The 12,179-nt window shown below is 72.1% G+C and carries 13 protein-coding genes; 5 read left to right on the top strand and 8 right to left on the bottom strand.

The genetic code is table 11. The annotated features are described in order from the left end of the window. Positions 1 to 349: 349 nt before the first annotated feature. Together ACIHCX_RS22045 and ACIHCX_RS22040 are read right to left on the bottom strand one after the other, a co-directional pair. A complete protein-coding gene (locus ACIHCX_RS22045; RefSeq protein ID WP_400031916.1) occupies positions 350 to 1,444 on the bottom strand; it encodes a GNAT family N-acetyltransferase in 1,095 nt (364 codons plus the stop codon). Position 1,445: 1 nt separating this feature from the next. Beyond that, a complete protein-coding gene (locus tag ACIHCX_RS22040) occupies positions 1,446 to 1,868 on the bottom strand; it encodes a hypothetical protein (protein WP_400031914.1) in 423 nt (140 codons plus the stop codon). Positions 1,869 to 2,130: 262 nt separating this feature from the next. On the opposite strand from ACIHCX_RS22040, the gene ACIHCX_RS22035 reads away from it, so the two are divergent. Further along, positions 2,131 to 2,940, top strand: coding sequence for an SGNH/GDSL hydrolase family protein (locus tag ACIHCX_RS22035; RefSeq protein WP_400031912.1), 810 nt, complete (start codon positions 2,131 to 2,133; stop codon positions 2,938 to 2,940). A gap of 280 nt (positions 2,941 to 3,220) precedes the next feature. Further along, positions 3,221 to 3,487, top strand: coding sequence for a hypothetical protein (locus ACIHCX_RS22030; RefSeq protein WP_141362413.1), 267 nt, complete (start codon positions 3,221 to 3,223; stop codon positions 3,485 to 3,487). 42 nt (positions 3,488 to 3,529) lie between these two features. On the opposite strand, the gene ACIHCX_RS22025 is transcribed toward ACIHCX_RS22030, so the two are convergent. The 3 genes from ACIHCX_RS22025 to ACIHCX_RS22015 all read right to left on the bottom strand — a co-directional run bounded on the left by ACIHCX_RS22025 (position 3,530) and on the right by ACIHCX_RS22015 (position 6,619). After that, positions 3,530 to 4,738 carry a CaiB/BaiF CoA transferase family protein gene (locus ACIHCX_RS22025; protein ID WP_400031909.1) on the bottom strand — a complete coding sequence of 403 codons (1,209 nt, stop codon included), beginning with the start codon at positions 4,736 to 4,738 and terminating at the stop codon, positions 3,530 to 3,532. Positions 4,739 to 4,883: 145 nt separating this feature from the next. Next, a complete protein-coding gene (locus ACIHCX_RS22020) occupies positions 4,884 to 5,666 on the bottom strand; it encodes an ABC transporter permease (protein ID WP_400031907.1) in 783 nt (260 codons plus the stop codon). Further along, positions 5,663 to 6,619 (bottom strand): ATP-binding cassette domain-containing protein, encoded by a 957-nt coding sequence (locus ACIHCX_RS22015; RefSeq protein WP_400031905.1) that lies wholly within the window; start codon positions 6,617 to 6,619, stop codon positions 5,663 to 5,665. Before ACIHCX_RS22015 ends, ACIHCX_RS22020 begins: the two co-directional genes overlap by 4 nt. A gap of 64 nt (positions 6,620 to 6,683) precedes the next feature. Here ACIHCX_RS22015 and ACIHCX_RS22010 point away from each other — a divergent pair, with 64 nt between their 5' ends. Then, a complete protein-coding gene (locus ACIHCX_RS22010) occupies positions 6,684 to 7,400 on the top strand; it encodes a TetR/AcrR family transcriptional regulator (protein WP_400031903.1) in 717 nt (238 codons plus the stop codon). Between the two features lie 16 nt (positions 7,401 to 7,416). Here the strand turns inward: ACIHCX_RS22010 and ACIHCX_RS22005 are convergent, their stop codons facing one another. The 3 genes from ACIHCX_RS22005 to hmgA are packed head-to-tail and all read right to left on the bottom strand — an operon-like array spanning position 7,417 to position 10,725. Beyond that, complete coding sequence (locus ACIHCX_RS22005) at positions 7,417 to 8,592, bottom strand: type ISP restriction/modification enzyme (RefSeq protein WP_400031901.1); 1,176 nt, start codon at positions 8,590 to 8,592, stop codon at positions 7,417 to 7,419. 26 nt (positions 8,593 to 8,618) lie between these two features. Then, positions 8,619 to 9,368, bottom strand: coding sequence for a GntR family transcriptional regulator (locus tag ACIHCX_RS22000; protein WP_400031899.1), 750 nt, complete (start codon positions 9,366 to 9,368; stop codon positions 8,619 to 8,621). Positions 9,369 to 9,414: 46 nt separating this feature from the next. Further along, positions 9,415 to 10,725: a homogentisate 1,2-dioxygenase gene (gene hmgA / locus ACIHCX_RS21995; RefSeq protein ID WP_400031897.1), complete on the bottom strand. Its 1,311-nt coding sequence runs from the start codon at positions 10,723 to 10,725 to the stop codon at positions 9,415 to 9,417. Between the two features lie 142 nt (positions 10,726 to 10,867). Here hmgA and ACIHCX_RS21990 point away from each other — a divergent pair, with 142 nt between their 5' ends. After that, positions 10,868 to 11,515, top strand: a complete 648-nt coding sequence (locus ACIHCX_RS21990; protein ID WP_400031895.1) for a hypothetical protein — start codon at positions 10,868 to 10,870, stop codon at positions 11,513 to 11,515. Between the two features lie 7 nt (positions 11,516 to 11,522). Continuing rightward, the gene (locus ACIHCX_RS21985; protein WP_400031893.1) at positions 11,523 to 12,149 is read left to right on the top strand and encodes a TetR family transcriptional regulator; all 627 of its coding nucleotides are present in this window, start codon (positions 11,523 to 11,525) and stop codon (positions 12,147 to 12,149) included. The last annotated feature ends 30 nt before the right edge of the window (positions 12,150 to 12,179 follow it).

The raw sequence follows: 12,179 nt of genomic DNA, 5'->3' as shown, positions 1-12,179 counted from the left end.
CGGCCCGGCTGTGTGTCCGGTTCGAAAGGGGGGTTGATCACCCGGGGCGCGCCGGAACGGTTCTCCTGGCACGCCGGGTGAGCTGGCAAAGCTGCCCGGCCTGCCGGAAGAACGGCAGCCGGTCGCGCGGCACGGCTCGGTCACACCTGCGGTCACCGAGCACGGCACCCCCCTACCGCGCTCCGCGCCGGAACGTCTCGGCCCCGAGCCCTCCCCTTGAGCCGCTTGCCGACGGTCCGATGCGGGTGAGATGTACGACGGTATTGATGATTGAACCAGTATGGCAAGACCTGGAACGAGGCCTCACGTTTTTGTTGGTTTTGCCGTAACGCAACCCTGTATGTGCGGTTCAGTGCCTGGAGCGAAGGTGTCCCACGCGTCGGAGGATCCTGTCCGCGGGCCCGAACAGTTCCGGCCGCGACAGCACCGTGTTGCGCAGCGCCCGGACCGGGGCGCGACGCGCCCGATGCCCGACCGCCACCGGGTGACGTCTGGTCACCCACCCCTCGGACACGCTGAGTTCGCGCGTCTTCAGGGAGTCCTTGTACTCCTTCTGGCCCCGGCCGAGATCCAGGTACGCGATGCCGTCGGCGGCGGCCGCCTCGGCCATGCGCAGATGCAGGACCAGCCCCGGGGAGAACTTCGCGAACGCCGGGTCGTAGGCCGGGAACCAGCAGGCCAGGACCCGTTCGGTGCGCAGTCCGAAGTGGGCGGCGACCGGCCGGCCGTCCGCGTACAGCACCGACAGGATTCCCGCGAAGGGATCGGAGCGGGTGTGGAACAGCCGGGTGACCAGACGGGTGATCCACTCGTGCGCGAAGCGGTCGCTGCGCCCGGTCCGCCGGTACTGGGCGGACTTCCAGGCCATCAGCTTGTGCAGCACGGCGGGGTCGCGCTCGTCGTGGACGTAGCGCACCGGGCCCGTGTCACGGCCCAGCCTGCGCTCCTTGGCGAGCGTGGTCCGGGTGAACTTCGGTGAGCGCGCGCGCAGTTCACTCAGATAGGTGGCGTAGCCCCGGTCGACGTCCATGACCGGGGACGGGAAGCTGCCGGAGGCTCCCGCCTCGAACGGCTCCTGACCGGTGACCAGGTGGTCGAACTCCCAGACGGCCAGTGAGCAGGCCCGCAGCAGCTCGCGGGTGTCCCAGGTGAAGCCGGGCCGGTGCACCAGGCCCTGGCAGTCGGAGACGCCGAGCCCGACGGCCCGGCCGACGCCGGTGGCCGATCTCTGGAACGGGAAGAACGCGGCGGGTTCGCCGTCCTCCCGGACCACCGCGATCCGCACCCCGCGTCTGCACCGGCCCACCGCGAGCGCGAACTCGGGGGACAGGAAGGGGTTCGCCAGCTCCTCCGCACCGTGCAGATGGGCCTTGGACTGCATCGCGGTCCACGCCGTGCGGTCGGCGGCGGTCAGCTCGCCGGGGCGGTACACGCTGATGTCCACGTCAGGAGCCCTGTCTTCTCGCCGTACGGCCGCGCCGCCGTACCAGAACCAGCAGGAGAACGAGGGAGCTGAACGCGGTGACGGCCAGCAGTCCGCCGCTGACGGACCATCGGTGCACGGCCAGCATCCCCTGGGCCACCAGCATGTCGAGAACGACGGAGCCCGCCACCGAGACGAGGACACGGCCGAAAGGATCCAGCCCGCGCAGGGCGGCGGCGATGGCCGCGGCCGGCGCCGCGAGCAGGAAGAACAGCGTCAGCGGACCGCGCAGCGGTGAGCCGGAGCCGGTGAGCGCGAGCAGCGCGCCGATCCCCGCGACTGCCGTCGCGGCGCCCGCGAGCAGCGGTGACAGGTCCCTCCCCGGCCCTGGCCGCGCCCGCTGTGTGTCCGGTGTTGAAGCTGTCTTGATGCCTATGGTCTGCATTGGCGACTTTGCCCCCCGAAGCGCCGGATGCCGGGCTTCAATGTCGCGCAGCCCACGGCGCCCGTCAAGATGCGGAAGCCGCCCGTACGGGCTCTCGCCCGCCCGCGCAACCCTTTCGAGTGGCCGGTTCCTGACCTCCCGGGCCTCGTGCGTCACAACGGTTTTCGTTGATCGCATAAGAGTTTTGACATGGACACTTCCCACTCAACACGCGTAGCTGCTACCACGGTTACCGCAGAGTTCCTGCTAATAGGGAGGTTCCATGAGACGAAGTTCCCGCGTTTCCGCCTATGTCGGTTCTCTCCTCCTGGCCGTCTGCCTCGCCCTGACAGGGGCGGCGGCGGCCCAGGCATCCCAACTGGCGGCGAGCGGCCCGTATGTGGCCCTCGGTGACTCCTACTCCTCCGGGGTGGGCGCCGGCAACTACATCAGCTCCAGCGGCGACTGCAGCCGCAGCACGAACGCCTACCCCTACCTCTGGAACGCGGCCCACTCGCCGTCCTCGTTCGACTTCCAGGCCTGCTCGGGCGCCCGTACGGACGATGTGCTGGCGAAGCAGCTCGGCTCGCTCAACTCCGCCACCTCTCTCGTCTCGATCACCATCGGCGGCAACGACGCCGGATTCGCCGACGTCATGACGACCTGTGTGCTGCAGTCCGACAGCGGCTGCATCGACCGCATCAACACCGCCAGGGCGTACATCGACTCGACGCTGCCCGGCAAGCTCGACAACCTCTACTCGACGATCCGCGGCAAGGCGCCGAACGCGCGCGTGGTCGTGATCGGGTACCCGCGCTTCTACCTGATCGGGCAGCTCTGCCTCGGACTCTCCGACACCAAGCGCTCCGCCATCAACGCCGCCTCCGACTACATGGACGTCGCGATCGCCAAGGTCGCCGCCAACCACGGCTTCACTTTCGGTGACGTCCGCTCCACCTTCACCGGCCACGAGATCTGCTCCGGCAACTCCTGGCTGCACAGTGTGGACTGGCTCCACATCAGCGACTCGTACCACCCGACGGCGGCCGGCCAGTCCGGCGGCTACCTGCCGGTGTTCAACAGCGCTGCCTGACCTCTCGGCGCCGGCAGAACTTCCTTCGCGCTTGAAGCGGAGGCCCTGACCGCCGGGGCCTCCGCCCGCTCACGCGGCTGCGCGCATGCCGGCCGTGGGTCACTTCGGCCCACTACGGGCGCAATTGTTCAACTCGCCTTGAAATCTGTCGGATTCGGTGGGTAATCGTCAACACCCCTCCACAGAAGGTGAATCCTGCCACCGCGATACACGAGTGCCCGGCCGGGGCGATAGGGTTAGTCTGCCCGGGCCGGGTGGACTCGTACGGGTGGGGAGTGACATGGAGCAGATAACAGTGCGCAGCAGGGCCAGAGTCCCTGCGATCACCTGCGGGAGCAGCGCGACCAGCTCGCGTCTCGACCGCCATCTGTCGGTGCTGGCCGGCCCCGCCGTGCCGCAGCGGGAGACGGCCGAGGCGACGTCGCTGATGCGCGAGCTGACCGCACGCGGCCCGCACGACCGCACCGGCAGGCGCGCTCGGGTCCACCGTGTGTCGCTGTTCGCACCGCTGCGCCGGCTGCGCCGCTCGCTGTTCGGCGCGCGCTGAGTCCCGACCGCCGGCCCCTCGGCCCGTTCACCTGACCCGCGCTCAGGCCACCACACCGTCCCGGCGCAGCTCCGCGATCTCGCTGTCCGTCATCCCCACGGCGCGCAGCAGCGGCCCGGTGTGCTGTCCGAGCGCGGGCACGTCCCCCATGCTCGGCCCGGTCCCGCCCGGCAGCGTGATCGGGGGCAGTAGCGCCCTGAGCGGCCCGACCGGCGTCCCCACCTCCCGCCACCGCTCCCGGGCCGCCAGCTGCGGATGCCCCGCGAGCTCGTGCACGTCCCTCAGCCGCGCGCAGGCGATGCCCGCGCCCTCCAGCCGGGCCATCGCCTCGTCGGCATCCAGCGCACCCAGCGCCTTTCCGGCCAGCTCGTCGGTGCGCTCCCGGTTCTCGACCCGCGCCGCGTTCGTCGCGAACGCCGGATCCGTCCCCAGCTCGGGCCGGCCCAGCACCTGTTCGGCGAGCCTGCGCCACTCCCGGTCGTTCTGCACCGACAGCAGCACCAGGACGCCGTCCGCGGTCGGAAAGGCGTCGTAGGGGGCGATGACGGCGTGCGCAAGGCCGGTGCGCGCCGGGGCGGTCCCGCCGTGCAGCGCGTGATGCAGCGGATGCCCCATCCACTCGGCGAGCGCCTCGAGCATCGACACCTCCACCGGACCGCCGCGCCCGGTCGCGCCGCGCCGCACCAGCGCGGCCAGCACGCCGGAGAACGCGTACATGGCCGCCGCGACGTCCGCCGCCGGGATCCCCGCCTTCACCGGCTGCTCCGGTGTGCCGGTCACGGACACCAGCCCCGCCTCGCACTGCACGAGCATGTCGTAGGCCCGCTTGTGAGCGTACGGACCCCCTGACCCGTAGCCCGAGATGTCGACGGCGATCAGCCGCGGATGTTCGGCACACAGTGTCGCCGCGTCCAGCCCGAGCCGGGCCGCCGAGCCCTGGGCGAGGTTCTGCACGAACACGTCCGCCCGGGTGACCAGACGCCGTACGAGGGCCAGACCCCGCGGGTCCTTCAGGTCCAGCGCGATCGACTCCTTGCCCCGGTTGCACCACACGAAGTGCGAGGCGAGTCCGCCCGCCGCGGTGTCGTACCCGCGCGCGAAGTCACCCCCGTCCACCCGCTCGACCTTGATGACCCGGGCTCCGAGATCGGCGAGCTGCCGGGTGGCGAACGGCGCCGCCACGGCCTGCTCGACAGCGACCACGGTGATGCCCTCCAGGGGCGGCGGAAGCTGATCCATGCCCTGGATCATCACCCGCGCCCGGTGGCTTTGTCAGCAGCGGGGCGTGGCCGGTCACCGACGGGGTCGCCCTGCGTGCCGGGGGCACGGCCGGGGCGCCTGACCGCCGAGCGGGGGCACGCGCCGGCCGGCGGTCAGGGCGTTCCGGTAGTCGCTGTCAGTCCTCTCCACGGGCGTAACGCCGGACGGCGAGGGGTGCGCACACGGCGATCAGGAGCGCGCACCAGGCCAGCGATCCGGCGACGGGGTGGGCCACCGGCCAGGCGGCGCCCTCGGGGACGGGGGCGTTGCCGAAGAGGTCGCGCAGGGCGGTGGTCACCGCGCTGATCGGGTTCCATTCGGCCGTCGCGCGCAGCCAGCCCGCCAGGTTGTCGGTCGGGATGTAGGCGTTGGACAGCAGCGGCAGCACGAAGGTGGCGGCGCCGAGCTGCCCGGCGGCCTCCTCGCTGCGGGTGAGCAGCCCGAGGAGGATCCCGATCCAGGTGCACGCGAACCGGAACAGCAGCAACAGGCCCACCGCGCCCAGCGCGTCCGCCGCACCGCCCTCGATCCGCCAGCCCACTGCCAGCCCGACCAGCAGCAGCGGCACCGTCCCGACGGCCGTGACGACGAGGTCGGCCACCGCCTGCCCGAGCGGCACGGCCGCCCGGCTCACCGGCATGGTGCGGAAGCGGTCCATCACGCCCCGGTGCGTGTCCTGCGCCGCCTGGAACATCCCGGTCATGATGCCGCCCGCCGCGGTCGCCGCGAGCAGTCCGGGCAACAGGAAGGAGCGGTACTCCCGGCCGGGCATCGCCAGCGCGCTGCCGAAGACGTAGCCGAAGAACAGCAGCATGTTGATCGGCATGACCTGGGTCAGGATCGCCAGGCCCGGGTTGTTGCGGACCCGACGCAGCTGCCGGCCCACCATCGCCCTGCCGTCGTACGTGAGCGCGCTCATGCCGCGATCTCCTCCGTTGCGCGGGATTCTCCGGTCAGCCGGAGGAAGACGTCGTCCAGGGTGGGCGGTCGCAGGCTCACGTCGAGCAACGGCACGCCCGCCGCGTCGAGTTCACGCACCAGCCGGGGCAGGGTGAGTGTCGGGTCGGTGGTGACCGCGCCGACGGCGCGCCGCTCCGGCTCGAACAGCGGCTCGGAGCCGGTGAGCCGGTCCAGGACGGCCGCCGCCCGCGGCATGTCGTCCGCGTGTGGGACGACGACCTCGGCGTGGGTCCCGATCAGCGCCTTGAGCTCGGCGGGGGAGCCGGTGTGCGCGATGCGCCCCCGGTCCACCAGGGCGATGTCGTCGGCCAGCCGGTCGGCCTCGTCCAGGTACTGGGTGGTCAGCACCACCGTCGTGCCCTGCCGCTTCAGTTCGCGCACGGAGTCCCAGATGTGGTTGCGGCTGGCCGGGTCGAGGCCGGTGGTCGGCTCGTCGAGGAACAGCACGGCGGGCCGGCGCAGCAGACTGGCCGCGAGGTCCAGGCGGCGCCGCATCCCGCCCGAGTAGGTGGACGCGGTCCGGTCGGCGGCCTGGGTGAGACCGAACCGCTCCAGCAGCTCGTCGGCGCGCGCCGACGCGTTCGGGACGCGGTGCAGCCGGGCGAACAGCCACAGGTTCTGCCGCCCGGTGAGGTCCGCGTCGACGGACGTGTCCTGTCCGGTCACCCCGATCCGGCGGCGGACGGCGGCGGGTTCGCGCACCAGGTCGTGCCCGGCCACCCGGACCGAGCCCGCGTCCGGCCGCAGCAGCGTGGTGAGCAGTCGTACGGCCGTCGTTTTGCCGGCGCCGTTCGGCCCGAGCACCCCGCAGACCGTGCCCTCGGGCACCGCCAGGTCCAGGCCGCGCACGGCGTGGACATCCCCGAACCGCTTCTCCAGACCTTCACTAAGTACAGCGTACGTAGCAGTCATGGGTCGACCATAGCGCACTGCGTACGGTGTACGTAACTACGATGGTGGGGCGAGGTGATGATCGATGGCTGGCCGAGCGGCCGAACCCGAAGTGATCTGGGCCCGTCCCGAGCGGGCGGGACGGGGGCCGAGGCCTGCCTACACGCGTGCGGACATCGCGGCGGCGGCCGTACGGATCGCCGACGCCGGCGGGCTGGACGCGGTGTCGATGCGGCACGTCGCCGCCGAGCTGGGCTGCGGCACCATGTCGCTGTACAACTACGTCCCCCGCAAGGAGGACCTGTACGAGCTGATGGTGGACGTCGTCAGCGGCGAGCACGAGCTGTGGGAGCCGTGCGGCGACTGGCGCGCCGACACGCTCCGGGTGGCCCACCAGAGCCGGGCCCTCATGCGCCGCCATCCCTGGCTGCCCCGCCTGATGTCCGCGATCTACGGCTTCAGCCCCAACGCCCTGCGCTACCTGGAGCACTGCCTGGTCTGCCTGGACCCCCTCGAGGCGTCCTACGGCACGAAGATGGAACTGGTCGCCATGGTCAACGCCGTGGTGACCATGTACGTCTCCAACGAGCTGGCCACCGCCGAACGCACCCGCTCGCTGCCCTGGTCCGAGGAGCAGGAGAACGCGGTGCGGATCGCCTACCTGGGCGGCCAGGTCGCCACCGGCGCCTATCCGCGCATGGCCGCGGCCTTCATGGAGGACGCGGGGCCGATCGACCTGGAGGCGGTGTTCGAGCGGGCTCTGGGGCGGGTGCTGGACGCCTTCGACCCCGCCCGGGCGTAGGTCACCTCAGATCGCCTCAGATCAGCGTGAACTGCCCTTCCGGACCCTCCTCGTGGTGGTCCAGCACCGAAGCGGGCCGACGGGCCGCGTCCGGTACGGGCAACACGCCCGCCTTGCGCAGCCCGGCCGGCGTGATCGTGGCATGGATCGCCAACTCATCTCTCTTCGGACGGAGTTCGGCCAGCAGCGCCAGGACGGTGATGAGCTCCAGCAATTCGGACGTCCACGCCTGCGTCCAGGCCGCAGGCCGGATGGCCGCCAGAGTCCCCGCTCCGGCCTCCGTAGCCCGCGCCGCGAACCACTGCTCCAGGACACGGACCGGCCCGATCGCGAAGTCCCAGGCCTCGGACGGCACCGGCGAGATCCGGCCCTCGTCGAGGTGGAGGGTTTCCTTGGCGCGGTCGTAGTGGACGGTGAGCGGGCGGGCAGGCAGGGGCGCGCGGACGTAGGGGCGGCGCCCGCCGGGGAGCTTGGGGCGCTCGCCGTCGCGGCGCATGAGCCGGAGCGCGCGACGGCCCCACTCGACACCGGCCCCCCAGAGTCCGGCGTCCTCGGTGAGCGGGACGACCGGGCCGCCGGGGCCGGAGCGTACCGCGGCCAGCGTCCAGGCGAGGACGTCCAGCGGGGTGGGGGAGTGCCCGAGGCAGGTGGCCAGGTGCTCCAGCAGGCCCGGTGCCAGGTTCGGTTCCGCGCCGCCCGGGCGGCGGTACAGGGGCCGGATACGGCCTGGGCGCAGGAGGGGCAGCAGGGACGTCGCCAGCAGGAGCGGCTCCGTCGTGCCGGGCGCGGCGGCCGTCTCCGCCACGAAGACCTGCCGGGCGTCCGCCACCCGCCACAACTCGGGGCGGGCCGCGTCGATCAGGCGGTGGTCGGGGATCAGCCACTGCTCGTCGAAGGGTGCCACGAGCACACGTACCGGCTCCGGGCACGGACCCGAGGCGCGGATCAGCCTCCCGGTGCCGCCGGTACGGCCCGGCAGTTGCCCGACGGCCGTGTACGGCGTGCGCGAGCGCGTCGGCTCGAACAGGGCCTCCCGGCCTGGGCCCTCGGCCGCCAGCAGGGCGTCCCAACGGGCCTTCAGGCAGTCCGCGTCGGGAGCCACCGGCCACCCCCGGCCCAGCCGCGGCGGTGCGACGGACCACGGCATGAGGTCGGCCAGCGGCACAGCGTCGTCGTGCGTCACGCCGGGCATCGTACGACCTGGCCCGGGCGGCCGGGTCAGGTGGCGTCGAGGGTGACCGTGAAGGAGAAGCGGTCCCCCCGGTAGTGGATGACCGCCACGTCCAGCGGCCGCCCCGCCGCGTCGTAGGTGATCCCCGTGTAGTGCAGGATCGGGCTGAGCAGCGGGACCTGGAGCAGCCGCGCCGTCTCCGGGTCGGCCAGCCGGGCCTGGACGGTGTCCGTGATCCGGCTGATGTCCGCGCCCACCACGTCCCGCAGCACCTTGGTCATCGGCCACCGCACCAGGTCCTCCGGCGCCATCCGGCGGGCCAGCTCCGGACGGACGTAGTTGCGGGCGTGGTTGGTCGGCTCACCGGTCTTCTCGTCGCCGCGCAGCCGGTGGTACGTCGCCACCTCGCCCAGATCCGGGAAGTACTCGGCGAGTTCGGCGGGCACCGCCTCCGGACCGTGGGCCAGCAGCTCGGTGGTCATGCCGGACTGCTGGGCCACGATGGCGTCCACCGAGCCGAGGAGCCGCACCGGGGCGCCCCGCCGGGCACCGGGCTCGATGAACGTGCCGCGCCGCCGGTGCCGGGTGATCAGCCCCTCGTCCTCCAGCTCCTTCAGCGCCTGCCGCATGGTCAGCACGCTCACGCCGTAGTGCCCCGCCAGTTGTTCCTCGGTGGGCAGGCGCAGCGGGTCCTGGGGTGAGCGGCCGAGGATCGAGGCGCGCAGCGACTGCGACACCTGGTACCACAGCGGCAACTTGCGGTTCAGGACGATCGAATCGGGGGCGAAGGAGGTCACGGGTCATCCGTACCGGTAGACAATCGATCAGGGCAAGGGAAAGCTCCTAGGGCCGGAAGTTCCGCTCGAGCCCCTGCCAGACGTCGTCGTACCGCCGCTGGAGGTGCTCGGCCCCGGCCGCGTGCGGCGTGAGCGTCAGCGGCCAGCGCGTCTCGAACATGAACGCCAGCCCGTCGTCGATCTTCTGCGGCTTCAGCTCCGCCGCGCTCGCCCGGTCGAAGGTCTCCCGGTCCGGACCGTGCGCCGACATCATGTTGTGCAGCGAGCCGCCGCCCGGCACGAAGCCCTCCGCCTTGGCGTCGTAGGCGCCCTCGATCAGGCCCATGTACTCGCTCATCACGTTCCGGTGGAAGTACGGCGGCCGGAAGGTGTCCTCGCCGACCAGCCAGCGCGGCGCGAAGACGACGAAGTCCACACCGGCCAGGCCCGGGGTGTCGGAGGGCGAGGTCAGCACCGTGAAGATCGACGGGTCCGGGTGGTCGTACGAGATCGTGCCGATCACATTGAAGCGGCGCAGGTCGTAGACGTACGGCACGAGGTTGCCGTGCCAGGCCACCACGTCGAGCGGGGAGTGGTCGTAGGTCGCGGTCCACAGGGTGCCGCAGAACTTGTTCACCACCTCCACCGGGCCCTCGGTGTCCTCGTAGGCGGCGACCGGAGCGCGGAAGTCCCGGGCGTTCGCGAGGCCGTTGGCGCCGATCGGGCCGAGGTCGGGGAGGCGGAAGGGGGCGCCGTAGTTCTCGCAGACGTAGCCGCGCGCGGTGGCGTCGAGGAGTTCCACGCGAAAGCGCACCCCGCGCGGGACGAGCGCCACTTCCCCCGGCCCGGCCTGCAGCAGCCCGAACTCGGTGTGCAGCAGCAGCCCACCGCGCTCCGGCACGATCAGCAACTCGCCGTCCGCGTCGCTGAAGACGCGTTCCATCGAGGAGTCGGCGTGGTACAGGTGCACGGCCACGCCGGTGCGCTGGGTGGCGTCGCCGTTGCCGCCCAGGGTCCACAGTCCGGCGAGGAAGTCCGTGCCCGGGGCGGGCTCCGGCAACGGGTTCCAGCGCAGCCGGTTGGGGTCGGGCACCGTCTCGGTGAACGGCGCCGTGCGGATCGTGCCGTTGCCGGTCCGGGTGAACGCCGGGTGCGCGGCCGACGGGCGGATCCGGTACAGCCACGAGCGGCGGTTGTGGGCCCTCGGCTCGGTGAAGGCCGTACCGCTGAGCTGCTCCGCGTACAGCCCGAGGGGGGCGCGCTGCGGGGAGTTGCGGCCCTCGGGCAGTGCGCCCGGAACCGCCTCGGAACTGTGCTCGTTGCCGAAACCGGAGAGGTAGGTCGGTTTCCCGGCGGTCCTGCGTGCGTCCCCGCTCATGATCGCTCCCTTGCAACCTGATTCCTATGGGACACCGTAGGATTGCGTTTTCCGGGGCGCAAGACCCCCTACTCCGGGCGGAGGAGGGAACCCGACTCCAGGGGGATCCGGCGGGGCCTGCCCCTGCTCTACGCTCCCCGTCATGTCGTCGTGGACGCGGGGATCACTCGCTGCGCTCGCGGCCTCGGCTCTGCTGTTCGCCGGGGCGGTGGGCTGTGGACCAAAGGCCGCCCACGGGCCGGCGGACGGGAAACCGGCCGAGCCCGTGGGCAAGCTCCTCGACCACACCGACGAGGAGGGCCGGCGCTACCGCGAGGTGGAGCGGAAGGCCGCTCCCGAGGTCCGTGTCGAGGTGTGGCCGGACACCGACGGCGACTGGGACGTACGGCTGACCGTGCGCCGCTTCCGTTTCTCCCCGGACGGCACGGCGGCCCGGGCGGCGGCGGGCCGCGGCCTCGCCCATCTGCTGGTGGACGGCCGGCTCGTCGGCCGCCTGCGCGCCCCGGAGTACCGCCTCTCCGGCCGGTTCGTCCCCCACGGCACCCATCACGTCACCGTCCGCCTCCACGCCGACGACGGCACGGTCTGGGCGGTCGCCGGCCACCCGGTGCAGAGCACGGTCGACATCACGGCCTCGGTCCCGGAGTCGTCCCGGGCCGCGTCGTCGAGGGACTCCTCCCCGGCGCTGCCTCCGCAGGACGCGTCCCGGGCCGTGATCGCGGAGCCGCGCCGGGGCGCGGTCCGGCCTGCCGCCGGGCGCGCTTCACCCGCTCGCCGGGGAAAGGCATGATGAAGCCGTGTCCCACTCGACCCCGCTTCGCCGTGCGCCCGTGCAGCGGCGCAGCGCCGAACGGCTGGCCAGGATCCTCGACGCCTGCGCCGATCTCCTCGACGAGGTCGGCTACGACGAGCTGACCACGCGTGCCGTCGCGGTGCGCGCCGGCGTGCCCATCGGCTCGGTCTACCGGTTCTTCGGCAACAAGCGGGAGATGGTGGACGCGCTCGCCCAGCGCAACCTCGACCGGTACACGGAGCGCGTCACCGAGCGGCTGAGGAAGGCAGGGGAGGCGGGGGAAGCGGGGGACGGCGGGTGGCGCGCCGCCATGGACGCCGTCCTGGACGAGTACCTGGCGATGAAGCGGACCGCCCCCGGATTCTCCCTCGTCGACTTCGGCAACCAGATCCCCGTCGGCGCCCGTTGCGCCGAACCCAACCACCGCGTCGCCGACCGGCTCACCGACCTCCTGTCCGGCCATCTGCGCCGCCCGCCCGACGACGACCTTCGCCGGACCTTCCTGATCGCCGTCGAGACCGCCGACACCCTGGTCCAACTCGCCTTCCGCGTCGACGCACAGGGCGACGAGCGGATCATCGAGGAGATGCGGCGAATGCTGCGTGCCTACCTGGCACGGGTGCTGGACTGAGGCCGATTCCCGCCATGCCGCGCGGCCTTC

The organism is Streptomyces sp. NPDC052043, from assembly GCF_044548235.1.
Taxonomy (GTDB): Bacteria; Actinomycetota; Actinomycetes; order Streptomycetales; family Streptomycetaceae; genus Streptomyces.
Note: the sequence above shows the minus strand (reverse complement) of the source record. Positions and strands in the feature narration are given on the sequence as shown.

Bases quoted from the DNA above. Each gene is read 5' to 3' on its own strand.
- ACIHCX_RS22040 (WP_400031914.1), bottom strand. From the start codon at position 1,868: ATGCAGACCATAGGCATCAAGACAGCTTCAACACCGGACACACAGCGG.
- ACIHCX_RS22035 (WP_400031912.1), top strand. From the start codon at position 2,131: ATGAGACGAAGTTCCCGCGTTTCCGCCTATGTCGGTTCTCTCCTCCTG.
- ACIHCX_RS22030 (WP_141362413.1), top strand. From the start codon at position 3,221: ATGGAGCAGATAACAGTGCGCAGCAGGGCCAGAGTCCCTGCGATCACC.
- ACIHCX_RS22025 (WP_400031909.1), bottom strand. From the start codon at position 4,738: ATGATCCAGGGCATGGATCAGCTTCCGCCGCCCCTGGAGGGCATCACC.
- ACIHCX_RS22020 (WP_400031907.1), bottom strand. From the start codon at position 5,666: ATGAGCGCGCTCACGTACGACGGCAGGGCGATGGTGGGCCGGCAGCTG.
- ACIHCX_RS22015 (WP_400031905.1), bottom strand. From the start codon at position 6,619: ATGACTGCTACGTACGCTGTACTTAGTGAAGGTCTGGAGAAGCGGTTC.
- ACIHCX_RS22010 (WP_400031903.1), top strand. From the start codon at position 6,684: ATGGCTGGCCGAGCGGCCGAACCCGAAGTGATCTGGGCCCGTCCCGAG.
- ACIHCX_RS22005 (WP_400031901.1), bottom strand. From the start codon at position 8,592: ATGCCCGGCGTGACGCACGACGACGCTGTGCCGCTGGCCGACCTCATG.
- hmgA (WP_400031897.1), bottom strand. From the start codon at position 10,725: ATGAGCGGGGACGCACGCAGGACCGCCGGGAAACCGACCTACCTCTCC.
- ACIHCX_RS21990 (WP_400031895.1), top strand. From the start codon at position 10,868: ATGTCGTCGTGGACGCGGGGATCACTCGCTGCGCTCGCGGCCTCGGCT.